The sequence below is a fragment of the Xanthomonas sontii genome (genome assembly GCF_040529055.1).
Taxonomy (GTDB): Bacteria; Pseudomonadota; Gammaproteobacteria; order Xanthomonadales; family Xanthomonadaceae; genus Xanthomonas_A; species Xanthomonas_A sontii.
On the sequence record NZ_CP132342.1, the window covers coordinates 562,271 to 577,077 of the forward strand.

Consider the following 14,807-nt stretch of genomic DNA (forward strand, 5'->3'; position numbering starts at 1 on the left):
CGCGACGCGGCACCGTCACGCGCCACACGCGGACGCCGACGACAATGGCAGGCGTGGTTTCCGTCCTGTCCCGGCATGCCTGCGATCGAGTTGCTGACCATCAATGCGCACATGGGCTTCAGCGTGCTGAAGCGGCGCTTCATGCTGCCGGAGTTGCGTGCGGCGATCCGCACCCTGCCCGCGGACCTGGTGTTCCTGCAGGAGGTGCTGGGCGAGCATCAGCTGCATGCCGGCCGCCACGCCGACTGGCCGGCGCAGAGCCAGTACGAATTCCTCGCCGATACGCTGTGGCCGCAGTTCGCCTATGGCCGCAATGCGGTGTATCCGCATGGGCATCACGGCAACGCGCTGCTGTCGCGCTTCCCGATCGCCTCCTTCGTCAACCGCGACGTCTCCATCGCCGGCCACGAGCACCGCGGGCTGTTGCATGCGGTGCTGGAGATCCCCGGTCATGCCGAGGCGGTGCATGCGATCTGCGTGCATCTGGGCCTGCGCGAGGCGCACCGGCGCCGGCAGATCGGCCTGCTCGGTGCGCTGATCGCCGAACTGCCGTCACAGGCGCCGCTGATCGTCGCCGGCGACTTCAACGACTGGCGCCAGCGCGGGCATCCGCTGCTGCAGCGGCATGGCCTGACCGAGGCCTTCGCGCAGCTGCACGGACGCGTGGCGCGCAGCTTCCCGGCGCGCTGGCCGCTGTTGCCGCTGGACCGCATCTATGTGCGCAACGTGCGCATCGAGGCCGCACGGGTGTTGACCGGCCGGCCGTGGTCGCACCTGTCCGACCACGCCCCGCTGCACGCCAGGATCGTGCTGTGAACCGGACCGCGAACCGCGACACGCGCTGGCGCCAGGGCCACCGCCTGCAGTTGCTGGAGAACGGCGATGCGTATTTCCCGCGCGCCTTCGCCGCGATCGACGCGGCCCGGCACGAGGTGCTGCTGGAGACCTTCATCTGGTTCGAGGACAAGGTCGGCCTGGCGCTGAAGGATCACCTGGTCGCCGCTGCGCGCCGCGGCGTGCGCGTGCACCTGCTGGTGGATGCGTTCGGCTCGCCGGATCTCTCGCCCGGCTTCGTGCGCGAACTGACCGAGGCCGGCGCCGAGCTGCGCCTGTACGACCAGCAGCCGACCCTGCTCGGCGTGCGTTTGAACGTGTTCCGGCGCATGCACCGCAAGCTGCTGGTGGTGGACGGGCGAATCGGCATGATCGGCGGCATCAACTGGTCGGCCGATCACCTGGCCGATTTCGGCCCGGAGGCGAAACAGGACTACGCGGTGGAGGTACAAGGCCCGGTAGTGGCGGACATGGTCGCGTTCGTACGCCGGACCCTGGCCACCCACGGCACCGGCGCGGGGTGGGTGCCGCAGGAGAACGTCGATGTGCCGCCCGCCGGCGCGGCCGAGGTGTGCTTCCTGCCGCGCGACAACGCCGGCCGTTCACGCAGCATCGAACGCGCCTACCGGCAGGCGTTCCGCAGCGCGCGGCACGAGATCGTGATCGCCAACGCCTACTTCTTCCCCGGCTACGGCTTCCTGCGCGACCTGTGCGCCGCTGCGCGCCGCGGCGTGGCGGTGAAGCTGATCTTCCAGGGGCAACCGGACACGCCGCTGGCGTTGTCCGCCGCACGCGCGCTGTACCGGCATCTGGTCGATGCCGGCGTGCAGATCTTCGAGTACTGCGAGCGCCCGTTCCACGGCAAGGTCGCGGTGATCGATGGGCACTGGAGCACGGTGGGATCGAGCAACCTGGATCCGCTGAGCCTGGCGCTGAACCTGGAAGCCAACCTGGTGATCCGCGATGCCGCCTTCGCGCGCGACCTGCACGGGCGCCTGCAGCGACTGATGCAACGGCACTGCCGCGAAGTCGTGCCGGCGCAGGTGCCGCACGGACGCTTCTGGCAACCGCTGCTGCGGCCGCTGCTGTTCCATGTGCTGCGCAACGTGCCGCAGTGGGCCAGCCGCCTGCCCAAGCGCACGCCGCGCACTGCGGTGCTGCGGCGCAAGCGGCACGCGCCATGAACCATCCGCGCACGCGTTGGCGCATGCTGCGCCGCTTCGCCTATCTGGCCTTCCTGGTCCTGGTGGCGGTATTGCTGGTACGTGCGGCGCGCACGGTGGACTGGGCGCAAGTCGGCACCACCCTCGCCGGCTACGGTGCCGGCACCCTGGCCGCCGCCGCAGGCCTGAGCCTGGCCAGCTACGTGCTGTATGCCGGCTACGACCTGGCCGCGCGACGTTACGCGGCGCATGCGGTGCCGACGCCGCGGGTCATGGCGATAGCGGACATCGCCTACGCCTTCAGCCTGAATGTCGGTGCGCTAATCGGCGGCACTACCCTGCGCTACCGCCTGTACGGACGCGCCGGGTTGGGCCTGGCGACGATCAGCCGCGTGGTCGGCTTCGCCATCACCACCAACTGGATGGGCTATCTGCTGCTGACCGGCGTGCTGCTGGTCAGCGGGCGGCTGCGCACGCCGGCGCAGTGGCCGCTCAGCGGCGCGGTGCTGCCATGGGTCGGCGCCGCCATGCTGGGCTTGGTGGTGGCCTACCTGATCGCCTGCCAGCGCGCGCACGGCCGCACGCTGCAGGTGCGCGGCCACGTCCTGCACCTGCCGCCGTTGCCGCTGGCGCTGCTGCAACTCGGCCTGGGCACCTGCAACTGGGCGCTGATGGGCGCCCTGCTGTACGTGCTGATGCCGACCGGCGTGGCCTACCTCTCGGTGCTCGGCGCACTGCTGGCGGCGGCCGTGGCCACCGCCATCGCGCACGTGCCGGCCGGCATCGGCGTGCTCGAAGCGGTGGTGCTGCCGCTGCTCGGGACGCAGGCGCCGCAACCGGAACTGCTGGCGGCATTGCTGGCCTATCGCGCCTTCTACTACCTCGGCCCGCTACTGCTGGCTTGTACCGGCTATGCGCTGCTGGAAGCGCGGCGACGGCGTGGCGCGGGCTGAGCGAGGCCGTGCGCGCGACGGACCCAGCCTCCTGACCACCGACCTGTTGCGCTGCGCCTGCGGTGCCAGCGTCGCAGCGCACGCGTCCTGGAGCAGGACGGTCATGCCGCCGCACGGATGCGCTCTTCGGCACCCCGGCACGGTCGACCGAGCGAACGCGCGCAGCGCACACCATTGGCTGTCCTCATCGCCGCACACCATTCCCGGGAGGTCGCATGAAACTGCTGTTCGCCGTCGCGCTCGCGGCGCTGCTGTCGCCGTGTCTGTCCGCATCCGCCGCACCCGTTGCGCCCTCGCCCCTGCTCGGTAACTGGGCCGTGGACGTGGCGCGCCTGGATCGGGCGCCCCAGGATCGGCCCAAGGCGGTCACCCTGCGCTTCAGCGAGGCGGGCAAGGGCAAGTGGGCGGTCAAGGTCGACATTGCCGAACAGGGCGGCGGCACCATGCATGCCGAAGGCGTCGCCGCGCTCGATGGCCGCGCCACGCCGGTGAAGAACAACTTCGAGGCCGATGTCTTCGCGCTGCAGATGCCCGCGCCCAACGTGCTGGCGATGATGCTGTCCAAGGACAGGAGCGTGGCCTTGCCCCGCATCTACACCGTCGCCGCCGACGGACGCTCGATGACCGAGACGGTCTCCGCGTTCGCGCCGGACGGCACGCCGACGATGCGCACCAACTACTTCACCCGCGTCGCGGCGTCTGCCACGCCGTCTTCGCGCTGACGCACGCGCCGGGCGCGGCATGTCAGACCGGTACTGGCCTACGCAGCTCTCCAGCGAGGTACAGGCCAGGAACCCAACCAGCTCGGTCATCGCCTGTCGTCCTGGCGCGGCCGCGGTCGCTGACGTAGGGACCATGGAGCAAGACCATGGATGCTCCCTGCGTAGATGCCCGTCCTGCCCGGCCAGTCGCGCCAGCCCGCCGCGAGCGGCAGACCGCGTTACAGGAACCGGTTCACTTGCGCCAGGCCGATCTGCGATGGCCGCCGGAATGCGTTCTGCACCTTGTCGATCTGCGAACCAGGTACGCCTTGCGCCTCGAAGTGGCCTTTCCACTCGCGCACCACGCCCGCCACCTCATCGATCACCGCTGCCGCGGCCGCGGTGGTGAGGGCAAACCTCGCGCAGTGCGTGAGCGCGTTGTCGAGCGTGGACAGGCGCCCCTGTGCGCCGATCCCCAGGTGCAGGAAGCGCTCGCTGCCGCCGCTCGGCCTGGGAACCACGTCGTAGAGCGGGCTCAGGCGCCAGCCCCCGAAGTCGCCACGGTGCACAAGCGCGTGGTTGCGGAGATGGTCGTCGTCGTTGCAGACCAGAATGTTGAACACCATGCGCCGGAACAGTTCGTGGCGATCGGCAGTCACCTGTCCCGCCGCACCCAGCCGGCCCAGCGCGTCGGCGATGTCCGCATAGGCCATCTTAGGCGAATCCATTTCATGCACGCCCAGCGCCGTCAGCGCACTGACCATATGCCATTTGCGATAGCCCTCGGCCTCGGTGCCGCGATCGAAGCGCGCAATCATCATCACCGTCCCGCGACCTGGCACATCGATCAGCCGGGTGTCGGGAACATCCATCTTGGCAAGACGGGCCAGTTCCAGCGTGGCGTGCTCGATCAAGGGAATGTCGAACGGATCGCGCCGGGTCGGGAACTTGGCCAACCACTGCCGTCCCTGATCGACCAGCACCGCTTTGGGCCGCATGCCGCCGAGCGTGGGCGCCTCGCCCAGCAGCTCGAGCAAGTGTTGCGGAACGGACTCGCCCTCTTCGATTCGCTCGGCGGCATCGAGCAGGTGATCCAGATGCATCGGCCGCAGCAGACCGCTGTCGCGCGGCGCGTCTTCGGGACTGCGACGGAAGTCGAGGGCACCGCTGCGGTTGGGACTGGAATTGTCGATCAGCACCCGGTCGTTGAGTTGGCCTTCCTGGATGCGCAGCGTGTTGGCAAGCACGCGCCGGCCCCAGGCATCGGGAAGGGCATCGCGGATGGCGCCGAACAGGGCGAGATCGCCCGGCGGGGCGACCTCGATACCGGGCGCTACTTCGTCCAGGCGCAGGCTGCGGGGATCGACGTCGATGGCGCCGGGGCGGCGGGAATAACGCATGCCATAGGCAAACCGGCTACCGACTGATGCGGCGTGCGTTTCCACCAGCGTCAGCAGCCCTGCGGGCACGTCCTGATCGGCTCCCTCAAGGCGGATCATGACGTAACGTTCGTGGACAGGCATCGTCAGAAATCCAGTTTCTTGCGCAGATCGCGCTTGCGCACCCGACGTCCGTGCGCCGCATCCATGGCCTGCGCCACCGGATCGTGCAATGCCTGCAATGTGCCAAGCAGGCCCAGCACTTCCATGACGCTGACCCACGCCCAGATGGCGACGCCGGGATTGCCCGATTCGATCTTGAGGACGGTCAGACGGCTGACCCGGGCACGCTCGGCCAGTTCCTCCTGGGTCATCGTCCGGGCTCTACGGCCGCGACGAATGACGTCTCCCAGCGACGTGATGGCCGAGCTCGCCAATGGCGACAACCTGTCGTAAGCAGCCATGTCTTCAATCCGATACGCAAACAGCGTTTATGCAATTAATCGGATACATCATACCGCGACAGACATCGGCCGCAAATCGAAGAATAGTCTTCAATTATGAATCTTATGCATCTTTAAGTCTTCTATTGAAGACATTTAGAACGTCGAGCATGTCGCCATCCCGCCGCGTCCGCAGACGGGACCGAAGAGCGCACCTACAACAGGGTCAGATTGGCGTACGCCATCACCAGCCACTTGGCGCCGGCTTCGTCGAACTGCACCTGCACGCGGGCGTGGGCGCCGCTGCCTTCGTAGTCGATGACCACGCCGCCGCCGAACTTGGGGTGCTGTACGTTGGCGCCGAGCTTGATCGCCGGGGCCTCGATCACGCTGTGCCCGAGGCTGCGCGGCGCGCCCAGCGAGGCGCTGCGCGACACCTGCACCTTCGGCCGCACTTCGTGCAGCAGTTCGCGCGGGATCTCGCGCAGGAAGCGCGAGGGCACGTTGTAGTTGTCCTGACCGTGGATGCGCCGCGACTCGGCATAGCTCAGCACCAGCTTGTGGCGGGCGCGGGTGATGCCGACATAGGCCAGGCGCCGCTCTTCCTCCAGGCGCCCGCTCTCTTCCAGCGAACGCGCACTGGGGAACAGGCCGTCTTCCATGCCGGCCAGGAACACGATCGGGAACTCCAGGCCCTTGGCCGAGTGCAGGGTCATCAACTGCACGCCCTCCTCGCCGGCCTGGGCCTGGCCTTCGCCGGCCTCCAGCGAGGCGTAGGCCAGGAACGCGACCAGTTCGGTCATCGCCTGGCGGCCTTCGTCGGCGTCCTCGTCGCCGTCGGCGCGGACGAAGCGCGAGGCCACCGAGACCAGTTCGTCGAGGTTGTCGGTGCGCGATTCCGAGTCCAGCCCGCCGCGGCTCTCCTTGCCCCAGTGCTCGCGCAGGGTGGAGCGCGCCAGCACCTGGTCGATCTGTTCGGGCAGCGGCAGCCCGGCCACGTCCAGGGCCAGTTGCTCGATCAGGCCGAGGAACTGGCCCAGCGCGTTGCGCGCACGCGCGGCCAGGTCGCCGCCCTGCTGCGCGGCCTGTCGCGCCGCTGCCCACAGCGACAGCGACTGCGCGCGCGCCAGCCGTCGCACCTCGTCGAGGGTGCGGTCGCCGATGCCGCGCGGCGGCGTGTTGACCGCACGCTCGAACGCCGCATCGTCGGCGCGATTGGCGACCAGGCGCAGATAGGCCAGGGTGTCCTTGATTTCGGCGCGCTCGAAGAAGCGCATGCCGCCGTAGACCCGGTACGGCACCTGTTCGGCGATCAGCGCCTCTTCGAACGCGCGCGACTGCGCGTTGCTGCGGTAGAGCACCGCCGCCTCGCTGTAGCTGCCGCCGTCGCGTACCCACTGGCGCACGCGCTCGACCACGTAGCGCGCCTCGTCCACCTCGTTGTAGGCGGCGTACAGGTCGATCGGCTCGCCGTCGCCCGAATCGGTCCACAGCTGCTTGCCGATGCGGTCGGGGTTGTGCGCGATCACCGCGTTGGCGGCGTTGAGGATGTTGGCGCTGGAGCGGTAGTTCTGCTCCAGGCGGATGGTCTGCGCGCTGGGGAAATCGGTGAGGAAGCGCTGCACGTTCTCGACCTTGGCGCCGCGCCAGCCGTAGATCGCCTGGTCGTCGTCGCCGACCACGAACACGTGGCCGCTGTCGCCGGCGAGCACGCGCACGAAGGCGTACTGGATGGCGTTGGTGTCCTGGAACTCGTCGACCAGGATCTCGCCGAAGCGGGCGCGGTAGTGCGCCAGCAGCGCCGGCGTGTCGCGCAGCAGTTCGTGCGCGCGCAGCAGCAGTTCGGCGAAGTCGACCAGGCCGGCGCGGTCGCAGCGCTCCTGGTACAACGCGTAGGCGTTGCGCAGGGTGGTGACCCACTCGTCGCGCGGTTCCGGCTGGATGTGCTGGGCGCGGCGGCCCTCGTCCTTCTGCTGGTTGATCCACCACACGATCTGCTTGGGCGGGTACTTGCCCTCGTCCAGCTCCAGCTGCTGCACCACGCGCTTGACCAGCCGCAGCTGGTCGTCGGCGTCGAGCACCTGGAAGCTCTCGGGCAGCTTCGCGTCCTGCCAGTGCAGGCGCAGCAGGCGGTGCGCCAGGCCGTGGAAGGTACCGATCCACATGCCGCGGCTGCCGTTGCGCAACTGCAGGTCGGCGCGGTGGCGCATCTCGCCCGCGGCCTTGTTGGTGAAGGTGACCGCCAGGATCCCGTGCACCGGCACGCCATGCACCTGGTGCAACCAGGCGATGCGATGGGTGAGCACGCGCGTCTTGCCGGAGCCGGCGCCGGCCAGGACCAGGTAGTGGCCGGGCGCTGCGGAAACGGCCTCGCGCTGGGCGGGGTTCAGATCGTCGAGCAAATGAGAGACATCCACCCGCGCATTTTAGCCGGTGCGGCGGCGCAGCGGCTGCGACAGCGCGCGCCGCCCGGCACACGACGTGGCGTCAATCGGTGCGGAACAGCCGTTCGGCGAGGAAATCCACGAACACGCGCAGCTTCGGCGACAGTTGCCGACGCGACGGCCACACCACGAAGAACGCGCCGCCGTCGGCCAGGTGCGCGTCCAGCACCGGCTGCAGGCGGCCAGCGGCCAACGCGTCCTGCACCAGGAACGCCGGCATGCAGGCGATGCCCAGGCCGGCGATCGCCGCGGCGCGTACCGCCTCCATGTTGTTGCAGGTGAGCACCGCCGGCGGCAGCGGCGCCGGTTCCGCCAGCGGCCAGTCCTGCGGCTTGCCGGTATCGGGCACGCGGAACAGCACGCCATCGTGCGCGGCCAGCTCCACCGGGGTCTGCGGCACGCCGCGGCGGCGCAGGTAGTCCGGCGCCGCGCACAGGCAGAAGCGGAACGGCCCCAGGCGCCGCGCCAGCAGCCGCGAGTCGGCCTGCACGCCGCTGCGGATCACCGCATCCAGGCCGTGTTCGAGCAGGTCGACCACGCGGTCGTCGAACTCCAGGTCCAGCTCCACGTCCGGATAGCGCTGGCGGAACTCCGGCAGCAGCGGCACCAGGAAGCGGTAGCCGATGGTCGGCAGGCCGACCCGCAGCCGCCCGCGCGGCGCCTGCCGGGTCTGCGCCAGCGCGTCCTCGGCCTCGCGCAGGTCGGCCAGCACGCGCTGGCAATGCTCCAGGAACAACGCGCCCTCGGCGGTCAGCGCGATGCGGCGGGTGGTCCGCTGCAGCAGGCGCACGCCGAGCGCGCGCTCCAGCCCGGCCACGCTCTTGCCCACCGCCGAGGCCGAGATGCCGAGCACGCGGCCGGCGCCGACGAAGCTGCGCTGTTCGGCGGCCCGGACGAAGGCGACGATGCCGGTGAGGCGATCCATCTGGCGATATTAGAGCGTTCCATTCCGCAAAGCGCGGAGGATCGCGGCCTTTTTCGCGAATTGCCGCCCCGGTATCTCTAGTGGCCTTCCGACATCCGCCGCCAGAGCCGCTCCGATGACCTCCGCTTCGCCTCCCGATTCCACTGTCCTGCCGCGCCGCGGCGCCGCCCTGGCCGCGGTGTGCCTGGCCGCCCTGGCGCTGCCGCTGAACTTCTCCGGCGGTGCCGTCGCCACCCCGGCGATCGGCGCGGCCCTGGGCGGCAGCGCGCTGGCTTTGGCCTGGATCACCAACGCCTTCATGCTCAGCTTCGGCAGCCTGCTGCTGGCCGCCGGCGCGCTCGCCGATCGGCATGGGCGGCGCCGGGTGTTCCTCGTCGGCCTGGCGCTGTTCGCCAGCGCCAGCCTGGGCGTGGCCGTGGCCGGCTCGGTCGCGGCGATCGACCTGTGGCGGGCGCTGCAGGGCGTCGGTGCCGCCGCCGCGCTCGCCGCCGGCACCGCGGCGCTGGCCCAGCTGTACACCGGCGCGGCGCGCACGCGCGCGTTCAGCCTGCTCGGCACCACCTTCGGCACCGGCCTGGCGTTCGGCCCGCTGGCCGCCGGCGCGCTGAGCGAACGGCTGGGCTGGCGCGCGATCTTCTTCGGCGTGGCCGCGTTCGCGGCGCTGGCGTGGGCCCTGGCCGCGCGCTGGCTGCCGGCCTCGCGCGATCCGGCCGCCGGCCCGCCGGATCGCGTCGGCGCGCTGTGTTTCAGCGCGGCGCTGGCGCTGTTCACCGCCGGCCTGATCCAGGGCCCGCACAGCGGCTGGGGCAGCGCCGCGACGCTGGTCCTGCTCGGTGCCGCCGCACTGCTGCTGCTCGGCTTCGTGTGCATCGAACGGCGCCGCCGGCATCCGCTGCTGGACCTGCGCCTGTTCCGCTACCGGCGCTTCGTCGGCGTGCAGCTGCTGCCGGTCGCCACCTGCACCAGCTACGTGGTGCTGCTGGTGCTGCTGCCGCTGCGCATGATCGGCGTGGATGGCACGCCCGCCGCCAGCGCCGGCCTGACGCTGCTGGCGTTGTCGGCGCCGATGCTGCTGGTGCCGAGCCTGGCCGCGGTGCTGGCGCAGCGCATCGCCCCGGCCTGGCTGTCGGCAGCCGGGTTGGCGGCGGCCGCGGCCGGCCTGTGCTGGCTCGGCGCGCGGCCCCCGGCGCAGGCGCTGCCGGCATTGTTGTTGATCGGTGCCGGTACCGCCCTGCCCTGGGGCCTGATGGATGCGCTATCGGTGAGCGTGGTGCCGATCGAACGCGCCGGCATGGCCGCCGGCCTGTTCGGCACGCTGCGCGTGGCCGGCGAAGGCATCGCCCTGGCCAGCGTGGCGGCCCTGCTTGCGGCGCTGCTGCAGGTGCGGCTGGCCGCGGTCGCGCCGCTGCTGCCGCACGCGGCCCTGGCGGACACCGCGCAGCGGCTGGTCGCCGGCGATCTGTCCGCCTCCATGGCCGAGGGCGCGCTGTCCGCGACGCAACTGCGGCTGGCCTACGCGGCGGCCTTCGGCACGCTCACCCGGGTGCTGGCGGCGATCACCGCGCTGGCGGCGATCGCGATCTGCCTGTTGCTCGGGCGCACGCCGCAACACGCGGTGGATGGGGGCCTTTGATCGCGTTAGGAGACCCGCCTGTAGGACCGGCAATGCAGGCCGCAGCTAGAAACGACGCAAAGGCCTGTCCCTGTTGGAGCGGCTTCAGCCGCGACGGGCGTTACCGTAGTCATGAGTCGCAGCTGCGCCGCGCGCAACCGCGGCCGGCATGCGCCGCAGCGGTCAATGGACGGTGGCTACCGGCAGCTCCAGCGCCAGCAGCGCCTGCGCGGTCTGCTGCGCCTGCACCCGCAGCTCGGGAATCGCCAGGCTTTCCCACAGGCTGCCGATGCGCAGGCTGCCGAGTACGCGGATCCGCGGCGTGGCGCGGCCGTCGGCGTCGAGCAGCGCGCCGTCGGCGGCGCTGCCCACGCCGATGCCGTGCGGGCCCGGCTGCGCATGGCCGCAGCCGAGCAACTGGTGCAGCAGCGGATTGCGCATGGTCTGTGCGCGCAGTTCGACGCCGGTGGCATTGATCACACAGTGCGCGTCGAGCTGCAGCGGCACGCCGTCGGCGCCCATGCCGTTGACCTGCACGCAGGCGCCGACCGGGAATACCGTATCCAGCCGCGCGCGGTGCAGGCGCAACTGACCGACCCGGCGCATCGCCTGCAATTGCGCGAACACCGGCGCGGCAATGCGATGCCGGTGCACGTCCCAGTAGCGCACCACGTGGCGCAGGAAGCGGCGCTGCTCGGTCACCGACAGCGATTGCCACAGTGCCTGGCTCAGCGGGCGTATCCGGTCCATCACGCTCTGCCAGGGCCGGCCCTGCGCCTGTGCCGCGGCGGCGTGGCGACGCAGCGCGCGCACGCGCTGGCGCAGCGGCATCGCCAGCAACGCCTGCGCATCGAAATCGGCCGGCGCGCCATGCGCGGCGTGCGGCAACGGCAGCAAGGCGTGCCGCGAGACCACGTGCACCGGGCCGCGGTGCGCATTGGCCAGCAGCGTCAGCACGCTGTCGGCCATGCTCAGCCCGGAGCCGACGATGCACACCGTGGCCTCGCGCGGAATCGCCTGCAACTGCGCATAGTCCCAGGCCTCGATCCGCGACGGCGCGTCGAGACTGGGGGCACCGCGCGCCGGCAGCGGACGCAGGCTGTTGCCCAGCGCCAGCACGGTGGCACCGGCATGCAGCTGTCCACCGTCGTGCAATTGCAGAATCTGAGCGCCGGTCGGCTGCGGATGCAGCGCCAGCACCCGCGCCTGGCGCCATTGCAGGCGCGCCGGCCCGGCGGTCTGCGCCTGCCACAGGCGTGCGCGCAGATAGGCGGCGTAATGGCGACGCTGCACATAGGCCTCGGCCAGTGCGGCGCGCGACAGCTGCTGATACAACGCCTGCTGCTGCAGCCAGTCGAGGAAGTCTTCGGGCGCGTCGGCGAAGGCGCTCATGCGCCCGGCCGTCACGTTCAACAGGTGTTCGGCGCAGGGCGTCGCATAGGCCACGCCCTGCGCCAGCGCCGGCTGCGATTCGATCAATTGCACGCGCAGCGCGGTGCCGGCCTGGCGCAGCAACTGCAGCGCGACCAGCACGCCGGCCGCGCCGCCGCCGACGATGGCGATGTCGCAGTCGTCGTCGGCCGGTTCGCTGGGCACAAGCTCATTCATGCCGCGATTGTAAGGGAAGCCCCCACCGGCCCGGCCCGCGGCTGAGAACCGTGGTGCATGTGCCGGCACCGATCGCGCATGAGCGCGTCATGCGCCTGTCATCGGCATGCGTCACATCAGCGCATCGGCCAGGCGCGCGATGCCTTCGCGGCTGCGCCGCCACGCCGGCCGCTTGCGCCAGTCCTGCAGCGTCAGCACCCGCGCGTCGGCCAGGTAGTCGGCCTCCACCGCACGCAGCCGCTGCACCACCGCGGCGCTGTAGCACAGCATGCCGACCTCGGCATTCAACGCGAACGAGCGGATGTCCAGGTTGATCGAGCCGACCAGGGCGATGCCCTCATCCACGCTCAGGTGCTTGGCGTGCAGGAAGCACGGCCGGTACAGCGCGATCTTGACCCCGCTGCGCAGCAGTTCGTCGTAATACGCCTCCTGCGCCCAGGCGGTGAGCCGCTGGTTGTTGCTCTCGGACAGGATCAGTTGCACGTCCACCCCGGACAGCGCGGCGATGCGCAGCGCGCTGAGCGTGGCCTCGTCCGGCACGAAGTATGGCGTGACCATGACGATGCGCCGCCGCGCCAGATGGATCAGCGCGTTGACCGTGTCGCGGGCGTTCTCGAACGGGTACGCCGGCCCGCTGGGCAACAGCTGCGCGGCGACGCCGCCGCCGTGGATGGAGCCGGGCGCGACCACGCTCAGGCGCTGCCCCGTCTCGATGAACCAGTCGCTGGCGAACACCGCTTCCAGGTGCGCCACCACCGGCCCCTGCACCCGCGCCACCAGCTCGCGGTTGGGATGGCCGGGGACGAACTGCGGTTCGGCCAAGTTCTGCGAGCCGATGTAGCCGACGCGGTTGTCGATCACCGCGATCTTGCGGTGGTTGCGCAGATCCATGCGGCCGCTGCGGCGCCAGCGCAGCCCGCCCGGCAGCAGCGCCTGCACCTCGACCCCGGCCGCATGCAGGCGCTTGCGGTAGCGGCGCAGGCCGCGGCGGCCACCGCGCGCATCCAGCAACAACCGGCACTGCACGCCGCGCGCGGCCGCGCGCAGCAGCGCCGCGCTCACCGCATCGCCGACCGCGTCGTCGAACATCAGGTAGTACAGCAGGTGCACGCGTTCGACCGCCGCGTCGATGTCGTCGATCAGCGCCTGCAGCGAGGGTGCGTAGCGGTCGAGCAGCTCGACGCTGTTGCCGTGGGTCGGCATGAAGTCGCCCTGGCGCTCGACCAGCGGCACCACTTCGGCGACCACGGTATCGGCCGGCGGCGCCCAGCGCAGCGCGGTCAGCGGCACCTGCTGCTCGCGGATCACCTGCGAGGCCAGCGCCTGGCGGCGGACGCGCTCGCGCGACAGCCAGGGGTGGCCGAGCAACAGGTACAGCGGCAGCCCCAGCAACGGCACGAAGCCCACCAGCAACAGCCAGCTGCGCGCCGCGCCCGGCGTGGTGCGGGTGGGGATCCACAACAGCGCCACCAGCCGGATCAGCCAGTCCAGCGCCAGCAGCCACGTGCCTTCCAACCAGACCGGCAGCATCGCGATCCTCGCAACCCAGGTCGCCCGATTCTGCGGACTGCGCCGGCAAACGCAACCATGGCCGCAGCGGCGGTGCGCTTTTTCCTTGCTCCAGACGCACGAAACCCGCCTTGCGGCGGGTTCCGTGTGCAACGTGAGCAGCGATCCGAGGATCAGCCGATCACTTGATCTTGCCTTCCTTGTACAGGACGTGCTTGCGCACGACCGGATCGTACTTGAGGAATTCCATCTTCCCCGGGGTGTTCTTCTTGTTCTTGTCCGTGGTGTAGAAGTGGCCGGTACCGGCCGAGGAAATCATACGGACCTTATCGCGCTTGCCTGCCATGATGCTCTACTCCTCAGACCTTTTCGCCGCGCGCACGCAGCTCAGCCAGAACGGTGTCGATGCCGTTCTTGTCGATGGTGCGCAGCGCGTGCGCGGAAACCTTCAGCTTGACCCAGCGGTTCTCGCTGGCGACCCAGAAGCGACGCTCGTGCAGGTTGGGCAGGAAACGACGGCGGGTCTTGTTGTTGGCGTGGGAGACGTTGTTACCCGTCTGCACACGCTTGCCGGACACTTGGCATACGCGGGACATTGCGCACCTCGATAGTAGTTTGGTCGCCCATAGCCTGGGAGACGGCGGCCCCGGCAGCCCTGCGGCCACCACGCGACGTGGGAAATCAAGCGGTTACGCTGGGAAAGGCCGGCCGGAGATCGCGCATCCGGCCGCCGGCCCCGACCTCGTCGGGCACAGCGAGCCGCGCATTATGCAGGCGATCAAGGGCTTGTGCAAGTTGTCCACAGGACCAGGCGCCGCGCGCAGGTCCGGGCGGATGGACCAGGCGGGCGTTGCTATTGTATCCGGCGCAAGCCGCTTGCTAGCCTCGCCCGGACCATGCGCCGCCTGTTCCGTCCACTGCGTACCTCCCTGCTGATGCTGCTGCTGGCGGCGTTCGTGGTCGTGCCGGTGGCCGATGCGCTGGCCTGCGCGCTGGAGCCGGAATCGGCCGACGCCGTGCACGCGCCCGCCGCGGCGCATGCCGATGGCGAGGACAGCGACGGCAAGCATGCCGGCGCCTGCAGCCACAACCATTGCCACCACTCGAATCTGAGCCTGCCGGCGAGCGCTCTCGCCGTGTTCGGCGCGCCGCGACCGGCGCGCTGGATGCAGGCCGTCGACGCCTCCCCTGCAGGCGTCGTCCAGGACGGATTGAAGCGCCCGCCCAGAGCGTGAG

Annotated in this window: 14 protein-coding genes; 6 read left to right on the top strand and 8 right to left on the bottom strand. The window is 70.3% G+C overall.

Features of this window, described 5'->3' with window-relative positions; translation table 11 throughout:
* The first annotated feature begins 75 nt into the window (after positions 1-75).
* From RAB70_RS02500 to RAB70_RS02515, 4 genes are all read left to right on the top strand, one after another.
* A complete protein-coding gene (locus RAB70_RS02500) occupies positions 76-816 on the top strand; it encodes an endonuclease/exonuclease/phosphatase family protein (RefSeq protein WP_148828887.1) in 741 nt (246 codons plus the stop codon).
* Positions 813-2,018, top strand: a complete 1,206-nt coding sequence (gene clsB, locus RAB70_RS02505) for a cardiolipin synthase ClsB (protein WP_148828888.1) — start codon at positions 813-815, stop codon at positions 2,016-2,018. Before RAB70_RS02500 ends, clsB begins: the two co-directional genes overlap by 4 nt.
* Positions 2,015-2,950 (top strand): UPF0104 family protein, encoded by a 936-nt coding sequence (locus RAB70_RS02510; protein WP_225851633.1) that lies wholly within the window; start codon positions 2,015-2,017, stop codon positions 2,948-2,950. The genes clsB and RAB70_RS02510 overlap by 4 nt, the downstream gene beginning before the upstream one ends.
* Positions 2,951-3,165: 215 nt before the next feature.
* Complete coding sequence (locus RAB70_RS02515; protein WP_192578940.1) at positions 3,166-3,672, top strand: hypothetical protein; 507 nt, start codon at positions 3,166-3,168, stop codon at positions 3,670-3,672.
* A gap of 218 nt (positions 3,673-3,890) precedes the next feature.
* On the opposite strand, the gene RAB70_RS02520 is transcribed toward RAB70_RS02515, so the two are convergent.
* The 4 genes from RAB70_RS02520 to RAB70_RS02535 form a co-directional block, all read right to left on the bottom strand.
* On the bottom strand, positions 3,891-5,150 hold the full coding sequence (locus RAB70_RS02520; RefSeq protein ID WP_170268143.1) for a type II toxin-antitoxin system HipA family toxin: 1,260 nt from the start codon (positions 5,148-5,150) through the stop codon (positions 3,891-3,893).
* A 26-nt stretch (positions 5,151-5,176) separates the two neighbouring features.
* A complete protein-coding gene (locus tag RAB70_RS02525) occupies positions 5,177-5,494 on the bottom strand; it encodes a helix-turn-helix transcriptional regulator (protein ID WP_223875660.1) in 318 nt (105 codons plus the stop codon).
* 194 nt (positions 5,495-5,688) lie between these two features.
* Positions 5,689-7,890 (bottom strand): DNA helicase II, encoded by a 2,202-nt coding sequence (uvrD, locus tag RAB70_RS02530; RefSeq protein ID WP_043091413.1) that lies wholly within the window; start codon positions 7,888-7,890, stop codon positions 5,689-5,691.
* Positions 7,891-7,960: 70 nt separating this feature from the next.
* Complete coding sequence (locus RAB70_RS02535; RefSeq protein ID WP_148828891.1) at positions 7,961-8,842, bottom strand: LysR substrate-binding domain-containing protein; 882 nt, start codon at positions 8,840-8,842, stop codon at positions 7,961-7,963.
* A gap of 115 nt (positions 8,843-8,957) precedes the next feature.
* Here RAB70_RS02535 and RAB70_RS02540 point away from each other — a divergent pair, with 115 nt between their 5' ends.
* Positions 8,958-10,475 (top strand): MFS transporter, encoded by a 1,518-nt coding sequence (locus RAB70_RS02540; RefSeq protein WP_148828892.1) that lies wholly within the window; start codon positions 8,958-8,960, stop codon positions 10,473-10,475.
* Positions 10,476-10,637: 162 nt separating this feature from the next.
* On the opposite strand, the gene RAB70_RS02545 is transcribed toward RAB70_RS02540, so the two are convergent.
* The 4 genes from RAB70_RS02545 to rpmB form a co-directional block, all read right to left on the bottom strand.
* The gene (locus RAB70_RS02545; RefSeq protein WP_148828893.1) at positions 10,638-12,062 is read right to left on the bottom strand and encodes an FAD/NAD(P)-binding protein; all 1,425 of its coding nucleotides are present in this window, start codon (positions 12,060-12,062) and stop codon (positions 10,638-10,640) included.
* A 111-nt stretch (positions 12,063-12,173) separates the two neighbouring features.
* Positions 12,174-13,592, bottom strand: coding sequence for a cardiolipin synthase (gene cls / locus RAB70_RS02550; RefSeq protein ID WP_043093812.1), 1,419 nt, complete (start codon positions 13,590-13,592; stop codon positions 12,174-12,176).
* Between the two features lie 160 nt (positions 13,593-13,752).
* Entirely contained in the window at positions 13,753-13,920 is a 168-nt protein-coding gene (gene rpmG / locus RAB70_RS02555; protein WP_169411268.1) for a 50S ribosomal protein L33, read from the bottom strand.
* A 10-nt stretch (positions 13,921-13,930) separates the two neighbouring features.
* Entirely contained in the window at positions 13,931-14,167 is a 237-nt protein-coding gene (rpmB, locus tag RAB70_RS02560) for a 50S ribosomal protein L28 (RefSeq protein WP_010342733.1), read from the bottom strand.
* 300 nt (positions 14,168-14,467) lie between these two features.
* Between rpmB and RAB70_RS02565 the strand changes: the two genes are divergently transcribed.
* Complete coding sequence (locus RAB70_RS02565) at positions 14,468-14,806, top strand: hypothetical protein (protein ID WP_017908581.1); 339 nt, start codon at positions 14,468-14,470, stop codon at positions 14,804-14,806.
* The last annotated feature ends 1 nt before the right edge of the window (position 14,807 follow it).

Bases quoted from the DNA above. Each gene is read 5' to 3' on its own strand.
- RAB70_RS02540 (WP_148828892.1), top strand. From the start codon at position 8,958: ATGACCTCCGCTTCGCCTCCCGATTCCACTGTCCTGCCGCGCCGCGGC.
- RAB70_RS02500 (WP_148828887.1), top strand. From the start codon at position 76: ATGCCTGCGATCGAGTTGCTGACCATCAATGCGCACATGGGCTTCAGC.
- RAB70_RS02520 (WP_170268143.1), bottom strand. From the start codon at position 5,150: ATGATCCGCCTTGAGGGAGCCGATCAGGACGTGCCCGCAGGGCTGCTG.
- cls (WP_043093812.1), bottom strand. From the start codon at position 13,592: ATGCTGCCGGTCTGGTTGGAAGGCACGTGGCTGCTGGCGCTGGACTGG.
- RAB70_RS02535 (WP_148828891.1), bottom strand. From the start codon at position 8,842: ATGGATCGCCTCACCGGCATCGTCGCCTTCGTCCGGGCCGCCGAACAG.
- RAB70_RS02525 (WP_223875660.1), bottom strand. From the start codon at position 5,494: ATGGCTGCTTACGACAGGTTGTCGCCATTGGCGAGCTCGGCCATCACG.
- RAB70_RS02515 (WP_192578940.1), top strand. From the start codon at position 3,166: ATGAAACTGCTGTTCGCCGTCGCGCTCGCGGCGCTGCTGTCGCCGTGT.
- rpmB (WP_010342733.1), bottom strand. From the start codon at position 14,167: ATGTCCCGCGTATGCCAAGTGTCCGGCAAGCGTGTGCAGACGGGTAAC.
- RAB70_RS02510 (WP_225851633.1), top strand. From the start codon at position 2,015: ATGAACCATCCGCGCACGCGTTGGCGCATGCTGCGCCGCTTCGCCTAT.
- RAB70_RS02565 (WP_017908581.1), top strand. From the start codon at position 14,468: ATGCGCCGCCTGTTCCGTCCACTGCGTACCTCCCTGCTGATGCTGCTG.
- RAB70_RS02545 (WP_148828893.1), bottom strand. From the start codon at position 12,062: ATGAATGAGCTTGTGCCCAGCGAACCGGCCGACGACGACTGCGACATC.